Raw genomic sequence first — 14,221 nt, 5'->3', positions numbered from 1 at the left:
TGCCGGCCTCCGGATCGCCGAGGCCCCATGAGACCGCTGGTCGCCCTCGCCTATTACCCGCTCTGGGCCGTGGCCGTGACCGTCGGCGTCACCGCGCTGCGCCTCGGGCGCAACGTGGGCCGCGGCCTCGTCGCCCTCTGCTTCTTCCTCGCCTTCTGGGTCACGGGGCTCATCCTGCTCGAGACCGACGGCACGGTCGCCCTCGCCGAGCGCGTCCTCCCGAGCGGGATCATCGTCGCCGCGGGCCTCGCCCACGCCTACGCCGACGTCGCCGGCGCCTCGCGCCGCCCCGTGGCCGTGGCCTACGCCGTCAGCGCCGCGGTGGCGCTGCTCGGGGCCGTCTCCCCGCGCGTGCTCTACGGCCCCGCCGCCCGCTCGCCGGGCCCGCTGTTCCTCCCGCTCGCCGCCGTCATGGGCGCCGCCGCGATCGCGCTCGAGGTCCAGATCGGGCGCGCCGCGCTCGCGGCCCGGGGCCTCCTGCAGCGGCGCATCGCCGCGCTCTTCTTCGGCAGCGTGCTCGCGACGCTCGGCGGCGGCTTCCTCGTGGTGCTACGCGTCCATGGGCTCGGCGACGTGCTCCTCGGCGCGCCGGTCCTGCTCCTCGCCATCCTGCTCGTGGCCTACGCCGCGCTCATCGGCGAGCTGGGGCGCTCCCGCCGCGTCTTCGCGCAGGGGCTCGCCTACGCCGGCCTCACGGCGCTCGTCTCGTCGCTCGGGCTCATGGTCTTCTTCAAGGTCCTGCCCGCGCTCGCGCCCGGCGGCGGCGCGTCGCTCCCCTGGCTCGTCTTCGTGATCTTCCTCGTCGCGCTCCCGTCCGATCCGCTGCGCCTGCTCGTCGTGGAGCACCTCGGGCGCCGGCTGTTCGAGCGGCCGATCGGCGTCCGCGACCTCGCCGAGGAGATCGAGCGCGTCGAGGTGCGCGCCGACCAGGCCGAGCGGCTCGCCGAGCTCGGGCGCCTCGCCAGCGCGGTGGCGCACGAGATCCGCAATCCGCTCGGGGTCATCGCCGCGCAGACGAAGCTGCTCGAGCGGCAGGGCGCGCGGCCCGAGACCGTGGCCTCGCTGCGCGGCCAGGTCGACCGAGCGAGGCGGTTCCTCGACGACCTGCTCCGCTACAGCCGCCCGCGGCCGCTCGAGGTGAGCGAGGTCGACGCGCTCTCCACGCTGCGGCTCGCGGCGAGCCACGTCCGGCAGATCGTCGGCGAGGGCGCGCCGCCCATCGAGATCGCGCCCGAGGCGGGCAAACCGATCTTCGTGGAGGCCGATCGCGGCGCCTTCCTCGACGTCGCGACGGCGCTGCTGCAGAACGCGGCCATCGCGCTCGACGGGGTCGCCGAGGGGCGGATCCGGGCGGTGGTCGCGCGCGAGGGCGGCTCGGTGATCGTGCGCGTGGAGGACAACGGCCCGGGGGTGCCGGCCGAGATCGAGGGGATGCTGTTCCAGCCGTTCGTGACGGGGCGGGGGCGCGACGCGAAGCACCCGGGCACGGGGCTCGGCCTGGCCGTGGCGGCGCGCTGGCTGGAGCGGCACGGGGGCGCGCTGCGCTACGAGCGCGCCCCGGGCGGCGGCGCGCGCTTCGAGGCGCGGTGGCCCGCGAGGGCGGCGGAGGCGGCGGGGTGAGGCCTGGCCGGTGACCCGTACCGATCGGCGACCGGCGCTGGTCAGCGATCAGGTCAGTGCGCGCCGTTGGCCCGCGTGAACGGCGTGGTCACACCGTTGAGGATCCGCGTCGTCTCGCAAACCCGGCGCCACGGCTCGTGGTACGAGAACATGGCGCCCGTGCCCGCGGGATCCGGCACGGTGAGCTCGGTGCCCGGGGCGGGCAGGCCGACGGCCCCGCCGGCGGGGATGGGCGGTGAGGAGAGGAACGGCGAGAGGCCGGACTGCGCGCCCGGCGGGCGCGGGTCGATGTGCGTGAACGGCGTCGCCAGCTCGGTCGGGCTGTGGCAACCGTTGCACGTGGCGAGCGCGAAATGGTGGCGCTCGATGGCCTGGAGCGGCGTCGTCGCGGTGTGATCCCAGAACGGCCCCGGCGCGGGCGGGGGCGGGGGCGAGGTCGATTCGCCGCCGAGCAGCGGGGCCGGGACCGGCGTCTGGGTGAAGTCGATCAGGTTGGGCGAGCCGGTCCAGAGCGCGTTGGCGTCGAGGTAGCCGTCGAGCGCGGCCGACGCGTTCAGGCTGTCGTCCGGCGTCTGCTTGGTCGTGTCCGGCCGGAGCAGCGCGGCGTTCGGCCCGAGGCCGACCTGCTGGAGCGTGCTCTCGCGGAGCTTCCAGTCCGGCCCGAAGATGATCTCGTTGGTGCGCACCTGGGCGATGGAGCTGCCGAAGTTGATCGCGCCGGGCTCTGCCCCCGGCGAGGTGATGTCGGTGAGCAGCGACTCGAGATACGCGAGGTACGCGGGCGAGCCGATCGGCCCGAGGGACGGGTCGCTCAGCTTGTGAAACGCGTTTGCCCAGTCGAAGGTCGTGGCCGGAGCCCCGCCGCGCTGCGACGGGAGGTTGTACTCGAGGATGACCGTGGCCGGGAGCGGGCCGCCGCTCGGCAGATCGACGATGCCGAAGACGAAGCGCACCTCGCCGGCGCTCGGAGGGCCGCCGTAGAGCGGGGAGGGGTCCTGCAGATCGGCGCGGTTGAGGATCGCGAGGAGGCGGAAGGGCGCCTGCGTGATGTCGAGCGGACAGGCGCCCGGGCCGACGATGGGCGCCCCCGGGGCGCAGCCGCTGGCGATGAGCCACGGGTCGATGAGCGTGGGCCGGATGCCCGGCCGCGCCGGCACGGGGAAGCCGTTGACGACGTTCGGCACCTCCCACGCGTGCAGCCACTCGGCCACGAACTCGTGGACGGGCGTCGCGCCGGCCATCTGGCGCATGAGCATGCCGAAGGTCCACGCGGCCGGGGTGCCGCCGGAGGGACAGGAGCCAGACCAGGTGGTGCGGCAGACGTCGTCGACGACGGCGACATCGCGGATGAGCAGCTCGCGGTCGAAGTCGACGGGCAGCGGGAGCGGCGGCCAGAGCGTCGGATTCAAGTAATCGCAATCGGTGACGAGCGACTGCGCCGCCTCGCCGAGCGGACCGTCATCCCCGGATCCCGAGGTCCCGGTGTCGAGGGTGCAAGCCCCGATCGCGAGGCTGGCCAGTGCGCACAGGATCGATGTTCTTTGCATGAATGAGGAGGCACCTTTCTCGCGTGGCGCGGCTCCATGCCCGCTGGAGCCCGCGGCACGAACGCCCTGGCTGGAGCGCCGGGCGTGGGCGCCTGTTCTAAATAAGGAATATCTGTATGTAAAGTCGCGCGAACCACGTGATCGTGGCGTCCTGCGACGGTCCCTGCGTGTGGGGGTGTGTTGGAGTGTGAGATGGCCCGCTGCGCGTCGTGGCCGGGCGCGCGGCGTCAGCCCAGGACCTCGGGGGTCACGCCTCGGTCATCTTGAGCTGGGCGGTCGTGGCTCCCGCCTCGAGGGCACGAAGGGACCATGCTCCCTCCGCGGCCTGCGGGCCGCCGGCGCCTCATTGCTCGCGGAACGTGGCGTCGGCCTGCTGGGCGCTGCCGGACACCGTGCCGACGATCATCAGAAAGCCGGAGTGCCTCATGTACTGCCCGGGCGCGCTGTAGGACTCGAAGGACGACCAGCCGCTGTTCGCCAGGCCGGGGCGGCGATGCCAGGTGGCGTCGCCCCGGAAGCCGGACGACCCGTCGTTCGTGTCCAGCCAGACCTCGCCGCCGCGATGCCGTAGGAAGCGGCCGGGGAAGTTCACCGACTCGAACGAGACGGCGCTCGAGTTGGCGAGCCCGGGCACCACGCGGAACTGCGCGTCCTGGATCGGCGACACCGCCTCATCGATCCGGGCGCGGAAGCCCTGGTGGCGCAGGTACCGGCTCTGGAAGTTGTAGGACTGGAGCTGGCGGATGGTGCCGACCGGCGTCGTGGTCGAGCCGGCCGCGTAGTTGCGGATGACGCCGAGATCCCAGGGGAGCTGCTGGTAAGGGGGACCCGACAGGTTGAGGTTCCCCTGGATGAGGAAGTCGACGCGGTTGATGTCGTTGATCTCGAGCTTCTGGTTGACGCCAGCGCGGATGAGCTCGCCGTGGGAGACGCTCGTGGTCCACCGATCTGCGTTGTACACGAGATTGCCCCGCCAGGCCCATTTCTCGGCGATCTGCCGCCACGGCCCGCCGGCGCTCGTCGACGTCCACAGCTCGTAATACCGGTTGTCCTTGAGGTCTTCGACGATGAGGTAGTACTGGCCGTCGGCGAGCGACTTGTAGACGTGCGCGCCTTCGAACGTATCGGTGATGGCCACCGAAGGTGATCCCCAGCCGCCCGGGAAGCTCCCCCGCGCCGTCTTGCGCACGTAGAGCCTGCGCGAGCCGTCGTCGGGGGTGTTGTACAGGTAGCAGCTGGCATCGTCGCAGATCACGTAGTAATCCCAGCCCATGTTGCCGGAGGCGCCCAGGGATTTCGGGCCGGACCACGAACTCGGGTCGGCGATGTTCGAGGTCGTGGCATAGGCCGCGCCGTGTTTCCCATCCTGGTAGACCAGGTACCACAGGTTGTGCGGCTCGAAGTAGAACACCTGCGGCGCGCAGAAATAGCTCTCGCCGATCTTGCTCAAGTAGATGTGCGGGGCGGTCCGGAAGCCCTCCATCGTCGTCGCGGACGAATACAGCATCTGCCATCCGCCGCTGGCGTTGGCGCCGGTGTAGAACATGTGATACTTGCCGCCTGAATACACGATCGTCGGATCTTTGACGGCGTAGTGGTCGTAGGGCTCCGCCTTGGCTTTGTACAGGACCGGCGCGTCCACGTACCAGGTCGGGTTGGCGATGGCGGCGGCGCCCTCGAGCGAGCCGGCCTCCTCGCTATCGCTCTCGATCTCCTCCGGGCCGACGACACACGACACGGCGATGGCGCCGGTCGCGGCGGCGAGCAAGGCGTGTCTGAATACGAACCCCATATCGTTCTCCTCGTCCTGCTGAACAAGTGCTACGCGATCAGCTCGCGGCTCGACGCTGCGATGACGGGCAAAGAGGGCGCAGAGGCATCGGTCGTCGATGCGCTCTGCGCCCTCTGCCGCGTCGTCAGCTCGATGTATCGACGCGCTGCGGGGGCAGCGGCCGTTCCCTCCGGGCCGTCAGCGGCCGAGGAAGTTCATGAGCCAGCTCATGGCCGGCCGCATGGTGCCGTTCGAATGCTGGAGGCCGGTGTTGTCCCTCCAGGTGGCGCCGACGATGTAACCCCAGAGGGTGATGCCGGGGACGGCGGGGTGGTTCCAGAACATCTTGAACTGCTCCTCCATCACCTGCTTCTGCCGGTTGTCGTCCGCGATGCCGATGTCGTACTCGGTGATGTACACGGGCTTGCCCAGCGAGGCGAGCTTGTCGATGTACCCCTTCACGGTGTTCGTGTTGATCTTGTAAGCGTCGTGGGCCTGCGCGCCGAGGGCGTCGACGGGGGCGCCGGCGTTGATCACCGCCCGCGCGATCCGCATGAAGTTCTGGTGATCGTTCTCGTACTCGATGTTGTTGTAATCATTGAGGATCAGGACCGCGTTCGGGCAGTACTCGCGCGCCCACTTGAAGGAGTTGACGATCCAGTCCCAGCCGCTGGCGCCTGCGCCGCCGATGCCGTTGATGTAGGAAGGCGTCGTGTGGGGCGGCGGCTCGTTGACGACGTCGATGTACTTCGTGTCCGGGTAGCGCGCGCAGAACGACCGCATCCAGTCCTTCAGGGCCGCCTGCTGCTCCGACCCGGAGAGGCTCGCCATCCAGCTCGGCTGCTGGGCCCCCCACACGAACACGTGCTGCTTGAAGATGACGTTGTTCGCCTTCGCGTAGTTGTAGATCCGGTCGAGCGCTGCCCAGTTCTTGTTCCCGCGCGTCCGCTCGACGGAGTCCCACTTGCCCTCGTTCTCGGGCGTGATCTGGTTCCAGTACCTCGAGAAGCCGTCGCGCACGGCACCGTTGGTCGTGATGTTGCCCACGAACTTCGCCCCGGTGGCGCCGCCGCCACCGCCGCCACCGCCGCCCGCGCCGCCGGAGCCGCCGGAGCCGCCGGAGCCACCCGCGCCCGAGCTGCTGGAGCTGCTGGAGCTGCTGGAGCTGCTGGAGCTGCTGGAGCTGCTGCTCGAGGTACCCCCGCCGCCGGTCCGGAGCGAGAACTTCTGGTTGTCGCCGTTCGCCCAGCCCCACTGCTGGAGGCCTGCGCCGTCCGTCCTGCCGGCAACGTCCAGGGACTTGCCGCTGTGGCGCGCCGTTATACGCACGCCGCCGTTGACGTCCGTGAACGACCACTGCTGGTTATTTCCGTTCCAGCAGGAGTATTGCTGGACGCGGGCGCCGTCGCTGGTGGAGGCGCCCGCGACGTCCAGGCAACGGTTGCTGGCCACGTTGCGGATGCGGTAGTAGCCGCCGTCTGCCGACTCCACGCGGAACTGTTGCCGCGTCGAGCCGTTGCAGGTGGCGATCTGCAAGGCCGCTCCGTCAGCGGTGCTGCCTCCTGCCACCTCGACGCACTTTCCGCTCTGCACGCCGGCGATCGTGTAGACCGCGCCCGTATCGATCGTGATGGCGCCGTCGAGCGACCCCCCCTCCTCGGTCTCGGCGTCGTACGCCTCCTCGGGGTCGATGACGCACGACACGGCGAGGATACCCGTCGCCGCCGCAAGCAAGGCCTGCATCGTTCCAAATCTCATCGTGTTCTCCTCTTCCTGTTAAGTAAGTGAAACTAGAATCTTCCCACCGCTCGACGCTGCCCTCGCGTGGGTCGGGATCGCTCTCCGCGCGCGCTGAAGGCCCCCGAGGGGCCGCCGCGCTGGGCATTGCCGCTGCGCTGGCCATTGCCGCTGCGGGTGAACCTCGAACGAGATGCGCGCGGAGCGGATAAGTTCATTCGATGCGCGTCAGGCAGCGCGTCGAGGGTGTTTCTTGCTCCGGACTGGCATGTTCGTCAAGTCGATTGTGCATCGCGAGCGGGCATGAGCCTCATCAAGGTGCGATATGCACAGATGCGAAGTCACGATGGTGGTTTGGCCCCGACATGGATCGAGGCCTCGACGGGCGCGATCGCCAGGAGCGCCAGGCGCGCGAATATGATGGAAAATCGATCGCGATCAGCGGGCTGCGCCGGCCGCGGCCGCGCTCGGCAGGCGAGCGCGTTCGAAGAGCTGGAGTGATATGGATGAGGAGCCGCGCGCCAGCAGGCGCCGCACAAGGCTCCTCCTGGCGTGAAGCGGCTCGATCCGACCGAAGCAGCGCGGACAGGCGAGCGCTGCACAGCGGCCCTGCCGCGGGGCCCGCGCTCGCTCGGCCGTATCAACCGTCTCGGCCGCCGCGCGCTGCCCTGGCTCCCCAGGGTCGCCAGCGCCCATCAGCCGCCGAGGGCATCTATGGTATGGCGGGTCGTAAGCGAGTGAAAATATCGAGTTTCATCGTACTCACCTTCGCGAGAGGGTGATGGCCGACAGACCGACCGGCATACAGCAACAAGCCGAAGAATGCGACGATTGTGAGCGCTAACAACCGGGATGTCAATTCTGATCCGTCCTCCCACGGCGTCGCGCCTGCGGAATGGCGCGCGCGTAGCGCTCGCGGAGTGATCCACCAGCGCGAAGGCAAGGTGGTGGCCGCGGAACACACATCCTGCGCCACGACAGCCCGCGCAGGCAGCGCACGGACACGGCCGCAGGCCCTCTGATATCCTGCAAAGCCTCTGCGAGGAGGCTCTGCCCAGATGACCCCTGAGACCGTCGACATCCTCGATCCGGACCTTTACCTCGCGGGCGCGCCGCACGACCGCTTCGAGATCCTCCGCCGGGAGGCGCCCGTCTACTGGCACCCCGAGCCGGGGGGCCGGGGGTTCTGGGCGATCACGCGGCACGACGACGTCGCCCGCATCTCGCGCGACCCGGCCGCGTTCTGCTCGGGGCGCGGCCTCTTCATCGAGGATTTCGCGCCGGGGGACATGCGCGACAACCCCGATGTCATGATCATGATGGACCCGCCCAGGCACGGCCGCTTCCGGGCGCTGGTCAACAAAGGGTTCACGCCCCGTGTCATCCAGCGCCTCGAGGCGCACGTGCGAGAGCTCGTGACGCGGCTCATCGACGAGGCCTGCGCGCGCGGCGGGTGCGACTTCGCCAGCGACATCGCGGGCAGGCTGCCCCTGACCGTGATCCTCGAGATGCTCGGCGTCCCCCGCGAGGACCAGGAGCAGATGCTCGACTGGACGATGCGGTTCTTCGGGGCCAGCGACCCCGATTATCGCATCACGCCCGAGGAGCTGAACACCGTGCTCCGCAACATGAACGCCTACGCCCACGGGCTGGCGGAGGAGCGGCGGAGGTCGCCCAAGGACGACATGCTGAGCCTGCTCATGGCCGCCGAGGTGGACGGCGAGAGGCTCTCTTACACGGAGTTCGGCGGCTTCTTCAACCTGCTGCTGACGGCCGGCCACGACACCACGAAGAACCTCATCACGAACGGGATGCTCGCCCTGATCGAGCACCCCGACCAGCGCCGGCGCCTGCTCGACGACCCGTCGCTCCTCCCGACCGCCATCGAGGAGATGCTGCGCTTCTCGCCGCCGGTCTATTATTTCCGGCGCTCGGCGGTGCGGGACACCGAGCTTCGCGGGCAGCGGATCGCGGCCGGGGACAAGGTGGTCCTGTGGTACGTCTCGGCCAACCGCGACGAGGAGGTCTTCCGGGATCCCCACACGTTCGATGTCGGCCGGACGCCCAACGAGCACCTCTCCTTCGGCGTCGGCCCCCACGTGTGCCTGGGCCTCGCGCTCGCGCGCCTGGAGGCGCGGGTCGCCTTCGAGGAGCTCCTGCGAAGGCTCCCCGATCTCGAGCTCGCCGGGCCGGTCGTGCGGCTCCGCTCGAACTGGGTGAGCGGCGTGAAATCGATGCCCGTCCGCTGCGCGCGCCCTGCCGGGTAGCGCGCGGCGCGACGGCCGCTCATGACCCGTTCTTCTCGCTGAAGCGGTACACGACCGTCCCGAAGGCGTGCACGAGCCCGGAGGCGCTGCCGGCGACGGTGACGTCGGTCCAGCAGATCCGCGCGTCGCGCGCGCGCACGACGGCGCGCGCGACGAGCTCGTCTCCGGGCAACGCCCCGAGGAACTGCGCGCTCAGGGCGATGGTGGCGCCCGAAGCCCCCGGCGACGGCGGGGCGGCCGTCCATGGGCAGGTGGCGCCTGCGGCGTCGATGAGCGTCAGGACGGCCCCTTCGTGCATGGCGCCGCCGCCGTCGAGGTTCGCCGCTGCGGGGGCCATCGCCATCTCGATCGCCCCGCGGCGCATGCCCAGGAGGCGCAGCTGCCTTCGCGACAGGAAGGGGCTGCCGGCCATCGCCGCGCGGATCGCCCCGGCGACGCCGCTCGCCGCCCCGTCGGCGGGCGCGACGAAGGCGGGCCCGCCGTCCGGGGGATCGGCGAGAGGAGGGGCGTCCGCCGGCGCGCTCCCGGCCTCGCTCACGGTCGACGACGCGTGGGCCACCGCGTTTCCGTCTGCGTCCCTGATGAGCGCCTCGAAGAAGCCCAGCTCGCGCACGCGGCGCACGGCGCGCGTCTCGACCGTCACCGCCTTGCGCGCCGCGCGCACGTAGCCCACGTGCATCGAGACGGTGCGGAGCGGCGGCGCGACCGCGCGGGCGGGCTCGCGCGCGATGGCGTGCGCGGCGATCGGCACGAGCGACGCGAGCGCGCCGCCGTGGACCAGCCCGAACATGGTATTCCGCTCGTCGAAGGGCAGGACGAGGCGCGATTGCGCGTCGTCGGCGGCCTCGATGTTCACCCCGAGGTCAGCCGGGTAGGAGCCGTCCTCGAACCGCGTCTCGGTGTTCTCGGTCATGCCGCAGTCTCCCGGGATCGGCCGGAGTGGTCCAGCCTCGCGCACCTTCGCGGCGCGCTCCACCGCTCCGCCGCGCGCCGTCGCGGACAGCGCTGCTCGGTGGAGCGGGGGAGAGCGCCGCGCGCCGCGCCCCCCGACAGGCCTGGATCCACGCCTGGGCGACGCGGTACGGTCACCCGTGACCGAGACTGTCCTGCTCATCGACGACGATCCGGGGTTCCGCGACGCCTACCGCGAGCTGCTCGCGCAGGAGGGGTACGCGGTCGCGGAGGCCGGGGCCGCCCCGAAGGCGCTCGCGGAGCTCCGCCGCACGAGCGCGCGCCTCGTCGTGCTCGACCTGATGCTGCCGCCGTCGGGCCGCCCCGAGGAGGGCGCCGCGCTCGCCGACAAGATCCTCGCCGAGCGGCCCGCGGCCAAGGTGATCGTGGTCTCCGGCGCGGGCGAGACGCCGCTCGCCTTGCGCCTCGTCGAGCGCGGCGCGTACGACTTCCTGGCCAAGCCCGTCGATCCGGACGTGCTGCTCGCCGTGGTCGCGCGCGCGGCGGCGCGCCTCGCGCTGGAGGACCGCGTGACGGAGCTCGAGCGCTCGCTCACGGCCCGCGAGGGCGACGCCTCGGCGCTGCTCGGGCAGTCGCCGGCCTTCCTCGAGGCGAAGACGCTCTGCGAGCGCGCGGCGCCGACCGACGTGCCGGTGCTCATCACGGGCGAGTCCGGGACGGGCAAGGAGGTGTTCGCGCGCTACCTGCACGCGAGGAGCCGGCGGAAGGACAAGCCGTTCATCGCGGTCAACTGCGGCGCGCTCGCGCCGACCCTCCTGGAGTCGACGCTGTTCGGCCACAAGAAAGGCGCCTTCACGAGCGCGATCAAGGACGCTCCCGGCCTGTTCGTCGAGGTCGACGGGGGGACGCTCTTCCTCGACGAGATCGGCGACATGGATCCTGCGCTGCAGGTGAAGCTCTTGCGGGTGCTCGAGACGGGCGAGATCCTGCCCGTCGGCGCGGCGCGCCCGCTGACGGTGGACGTGCGCATCGTGTCGGCCACCCACCGGTCGCTGGAGTCGATGGTCGCGAGCAAGACGTTCCGCGACGACCTCTACTGGCGCGTGCGCGGGATCGAGATCGGCTTGCCGCGCCTGGCGGACCGCGTGGGCGACCTGCCGCTGCTCGCGCAGCACTTCCTGAACCTGTCGCGCGCGCTCGTGCCGCGCTCGCCCGCGACCGCGATCTCGCCCGGCGCGATGCGGCGGCTCGAGGCCTGCGACTGGCCCGGCAACCTGCGCGAGCTCCGGCACGAGATGCAGCGCGCGCTCGTGATGGCCGGGGGCAGGGGAGAGATCCTCGAGGAGGACCTCTCGCCGGCGCGGCGAGGGGGCGCGCCCGCGGCGTCTCCAGGCGACGAGCCGGCCGAGGGGGCGACGCTGGAAGAGAAGATCGCGGCGCTGGAGCGGCGGGAGATCGCCGCCGCGCTGCGGGCGACCCAGGGGAACAAGAGCCAGGCGGCGGCGCGGCTCGGGCTGTCGCGCCAGGGGCTGCTCAACAAGATGGATCGCCACGGGCTGAAGTGACCTCGATCGCTCATGCAGTGATGGAGGAAAAGTTTGCTCCGGTAAAACCGACATCGGATCTGCAGGCGACCGAAAAAACATGAGCCGCGCCGGGCGCGGGCCGGCACTGAAGGACCGAGAGCGCGGCTCGCCATGACCTGTCGCCGATCGGTGCGACGTCGGCCGCTCTGCACGCGCGATGTCGGTGGCTCGCTCCTCACGGGGGCGAGCGCTGCAGACGAGCAACTTCAGGAGGAGTCACGATGCTTGGCAGGATGGTGCTTGTGGGGTGCCTGTCGCTGGTCGGTTCCGCCCTCGCCGCGTGCGCGAACAGCGACGCGGATCGGCTCGGCGAGGGGAACGGCAACGTGGTCGTGAGCCCGCCGACGTCCGAGGGCGACGGCTGTACGCTCACCCAGGGCTACTGGAAGAACCACGAGGAGAGCTGGCCGGTGTCGTCGCTCACCATCGGCGGCGCGACGTACTCGCAGGAGGAGCTGCTCGAGCTCTTCCGGACGCCGCCGAAGGGCGACGCCAGCCTCATCCTGGGCCACCAGCTCATCGCCGCGCTGCTCAACGTGGGGAGCGGCGCGAGCGACGCGGCCCTCGACGGCGCGCTCGCGGACGCCGAGGCGTGGATGGCCGCCAACAAGGACGCCGACGGCCGGCTCCCGTACGGCGTGAAGCGCGGGGGCGCGGCCGACGAGGCCGTCTCGCTCTCGGGCTCGCTCGCGGACTTCAACGAGGGGGGCATCGGCCCGGGTCACTGCGACGACGGCCCTGGCAGCGGCTCCGGCAGCACGGGCGGCGGCGACGACTGCGGCTGCGGCGGCGACCCCGGCGACGGCTCGGGCAGCACCGGCACGGGAAGCAGCGACGGTGGCGAGGGCGGCGGCTGCTCGCACGGCGGCGAGGGCGGCAGCGACGGTGGCGAGAGCGGCGAAGGCGGCAGCGGCGGCGACCCGAGCGGCGGCGAAGGCGGGTCCGGGCCGGAAGGCCCGGTGTGCTCGGATCCATGCAGCGACGGCTGCGCCGACGGCTACGTCTGCATCCTCGGCTGCTGCGCGTTCGTTCCCAACTGAACCGCCTTCCCTTCATGTTCAATTTTGAGCATGCCCCCGGCAGCGGCGACGGCGTGCTCCGGAGAGGCGTCTACCGGTCGATGGGCGCGAGCCCGTCGTGACGTGTTCGACCTCGTCGAGCCGGCCGCCAGCGAAACCCCCCGTCCAGCAACTCCCGCACGAGCGGTAAATCGAGGACAGCCGCGCGCGGTCCTTTTTTTGATTGACGCCGACAATGTGAACGCTCACATTGGCGTCTGGGTATTCTTCCGCTTTGTCATGGACAGGCGGCCATGCGCACCGACCCTTCCCACGGGAGTCGGTCCGTATCGCACTCTCTGCCTTTCTTCCTGGAAGATTTCATCGGCACGCGCTCGGGCGACCGCGGACGCTGGTCGCACCGTCGAGCGTGATGCCGGTGGGTGCTATCAATCGCCTGAGCTCATCGCGGGATCGCCACGGGGAGAGTGCCGAGAGGCGATTCGCGCGATCACGATGGGGTCCAGACCATGCTGAAACTGGGTGCTCGTTCCTCTCTCCCCGTCGCCTTGATGCTCCTCGCATGCTCGTCCGAGACGGGCTCTCCCGGAACGGGAGGGGGCGGCGCCGGGCAGGCCGCGGGCGGCACCGGCGGCGCCGGCGCTTCCACGACCAGCGCGGAGACCACCTCGACAGGGGTCACGAGCGCTGGCGGCGGCCCCGCCAGCAGCGGGTCGACCGGGGGCGAGTCGTCGGCGGGGGGCGGCGGCATGGGCGCCGGGGGCGCTGAACCGACCGCGGGCAACCCGAGCCCAGGCTGCGGCAAGTCGGGGAGGCCCGCGAACGGTACCGTGAAGGTCGACAACGATCACATCTACACGTTCCCGGACAGCTACGACGGCAGCACCCCTCTCCCGCTCTTGATGGGCTTCCACGCCTGCGGCAACCCGATCGACCAGTTCATCAACCTCACGCGGGGGTCCGCCTTCGAGACCGAGTACGTGCGCGCCGTGGGGAGGTCGTCGGACGCGGGGGGGTGCTGGAACTACAACAACGACATCGCCAAGGTCCTTCGCATCTACGACGACCTCATGGACAACTACTGCATCGACATGGACCGTGTGTTCGCCACCGGCCACAGCTCCGGTGCCCAGATGATCGTGCAGATCTTGGCGCACAAGTCCGACGCCGAGCACCTGAATTTCAAGGCGGTCGCGCCCGTCGCGGCCTCCGATTACGGCGCGCTGCAGGTGTCCATGCCCGTGATGTACATCCAGGGCCAGAACGACACCGTCCGCGGGGGGGACGGGGCGAGCACGGTCGCCAGGTTCCGCACCGCCAACATGTGCCAGATGAGCTCGACGCCCTATTCCGAGGTCATGGGCTGCCAGAGCAGCGGCAAGGCGGTGAACCCCGGCTGCATCTCCTACAGCGGCTGTTCGGCGCCGACGATCTGGTGCTCGCACGACGACCCCGCGTACAGCAACACGAGCCACGGCGTGCCGTGCTTCGCCATCCAGGCGATGTACGACTTCTTCACGGGCATGCCGTAAGGAAGCCCCGAGCCCGCTCGCTCGTCGCCCTCTATCACCTCCGTCACGGCGTCCGCCGCTCGCCCTCGAGCGACGCCGGAGCGCCGATCACGTCGATCGACCGAGACGTGAACCTCCAAGGACGCCACGAAGAGAAGAAGGTCTTGGCTTCCTGGCGGAGAGCGGTTTTCGCCCGTCTCCGATACATGCGTCGCAGAGCGGTGGTCACCCGCACAGGAGACGGGCCCAGC

The 14,221-nt window shown here is 70.6% G+C and carries 9 protein-coding genes; 5 read left to right on the top strand and 4 right to left on the bottom strand.

From position 1 onward, the window contains the following. Positions 1-27: 27 nt before the first annotated feature. The gene (locus WMF33_RS43570) at positions 28-1,620 is read left to right on the top strand and encodes a sensor histidine kinase (RefSeq protein WP_437334121.1); all 1,593 of its coding nucleotides are present in this window, start codon (positions 28-30) and stop codon (positions 1,618-1,620) included. A 53-nt stretch (positions 1,621-1,673) separates the two neighbouring features. Here WMF33_RS43570 and WMF33_RS43565 read toward each other — a convergent pair whose 3' ends face one another. From WMF33_RS43565 to WMF33_RS43555, 3 genes are all read right to left on the bottom strand, one after another. Beyond that, positions 1,674-3,167: a hypothetical protein gene (locus tag WMF33_RS43565; RefSeq protein ID WP_437334120.1), complete on the bottom strand. Its 1,494-nt coding sequence runs from the start codon at positions 3,165-3,167 to the stop codon at positions 1,674-1,676. A gap of 343 nt (positions 3,168-3,510) precedes the next feature. Next, positions 3,511-4,959, bottom strand: a complete 1,449-nt coding sequence (locus WMF33_RS43560; protein WP_437334119.1) for a non-reducing end alpha-L-arabinofuranosidase family hydrolase — start codon at positions 4,957-4,959, stop codon at positions 3,511-3,513. 177 nt (positions 4,960-5,136) lie between these two features. Further along, the gene (locus WMF33_RS43555) at positions 5,137-6,696 is read right to left on the bottom strand and encodes an RICIN domain-containing protein (RefSeq protein ID WP_437334118.1); all 1,560 of its coding nucleotides are present in this window, start codon (positions 6,694-6,696) and stop codon (positions 5,137-5,139) included. Between the two features lie 1,037 nt (positions 6,697-7,733). Here WMF33_RS43555 and WMF33_RS43550 point away from each other — a divergent pair. Continuing rightward, a complete protein-coding gene (locus WMF33_RS43550; protein WP_437334117.1) occupies positions 7,734-8,942 on the top strand; it encodes a cytochrome P450 in 1,209 nt (402 codons plus the stop codon). 19 nt (positions 8,943-8,961) lie between these two features. Here WMF33_RS43550 and WMF33_RS43545 read toward each other — a convergent pair whose 3' ends face one another. After that, entirely contained in the window at positions 8,962-9,855 is an 894-nt protein-coding gene (locus WMF33_RS43545; RefSeq protein WP_437334116.1) for a PaaI family thioesterase, read from the bottom strand. Positions 9,856-10,033: 178 nt separating this feature from the next. Here WMF33_RS43545 and WMF33_RS43540 point away from each other — a divergent pair, with 178 nt between their 5' ends. The 3 genes from WMF33_RS43540 (at position 10,034) to WMF33_RS43530 (ending at position 13,991) form a co-directional block, all read left to right on the top strand. Beyond that, the gene (locus WMF33_RS43540; RefSeq protein ID WP_437334115.1) at positions 10,034-11,419 is read left to right on the top strand and encodes a sigma-54-dependent transcriptional regulator; all 1,386 of its coding nucleotides are present in this window, start codon (positions 10,034-10,036) and stop codon (positions 11,417-11,419) included. Between the two features lie 242 nt (positions 11,420-11,661). Beyond that, positions 11,662-12,480, top strand: a complete 819-nt coding sequence (locus WMF33_RS43535; protein ID WP_437334114.1) for a hypothetical protein — start codon at positions 11,662-11,664, stop codon at positions 12,478-12,480. A gap of 530 nt (positions 12,481-13,010) precedes the next feature. Beyond that, a complete protein-coding gene (locus tag WMF33_RS43530; protein ID WP_437334113.1) occupies positions 13,011-13,991 on the top strand; it encodes an alpha/beta hydrolase family esterase in 981 nt (326 codons plus the stop codon). Positions 13,992-14,221: the final 230 nt, after the last annotated feature.

The organism is Sorangium sp. So ce394, from assembly GCF_051474665.1.
GTDB classification, from domain to species: Bacteria; Myxococcota_A; Polyangia; order Polyangiales; family Polyangiaceae; genus Sorangium; species Sorangium cellulosum_D.
Note: the sequence above shows the minus strand (reverse complement) of the source record. Positions and strands in the feature narration are given on the sequence as shown.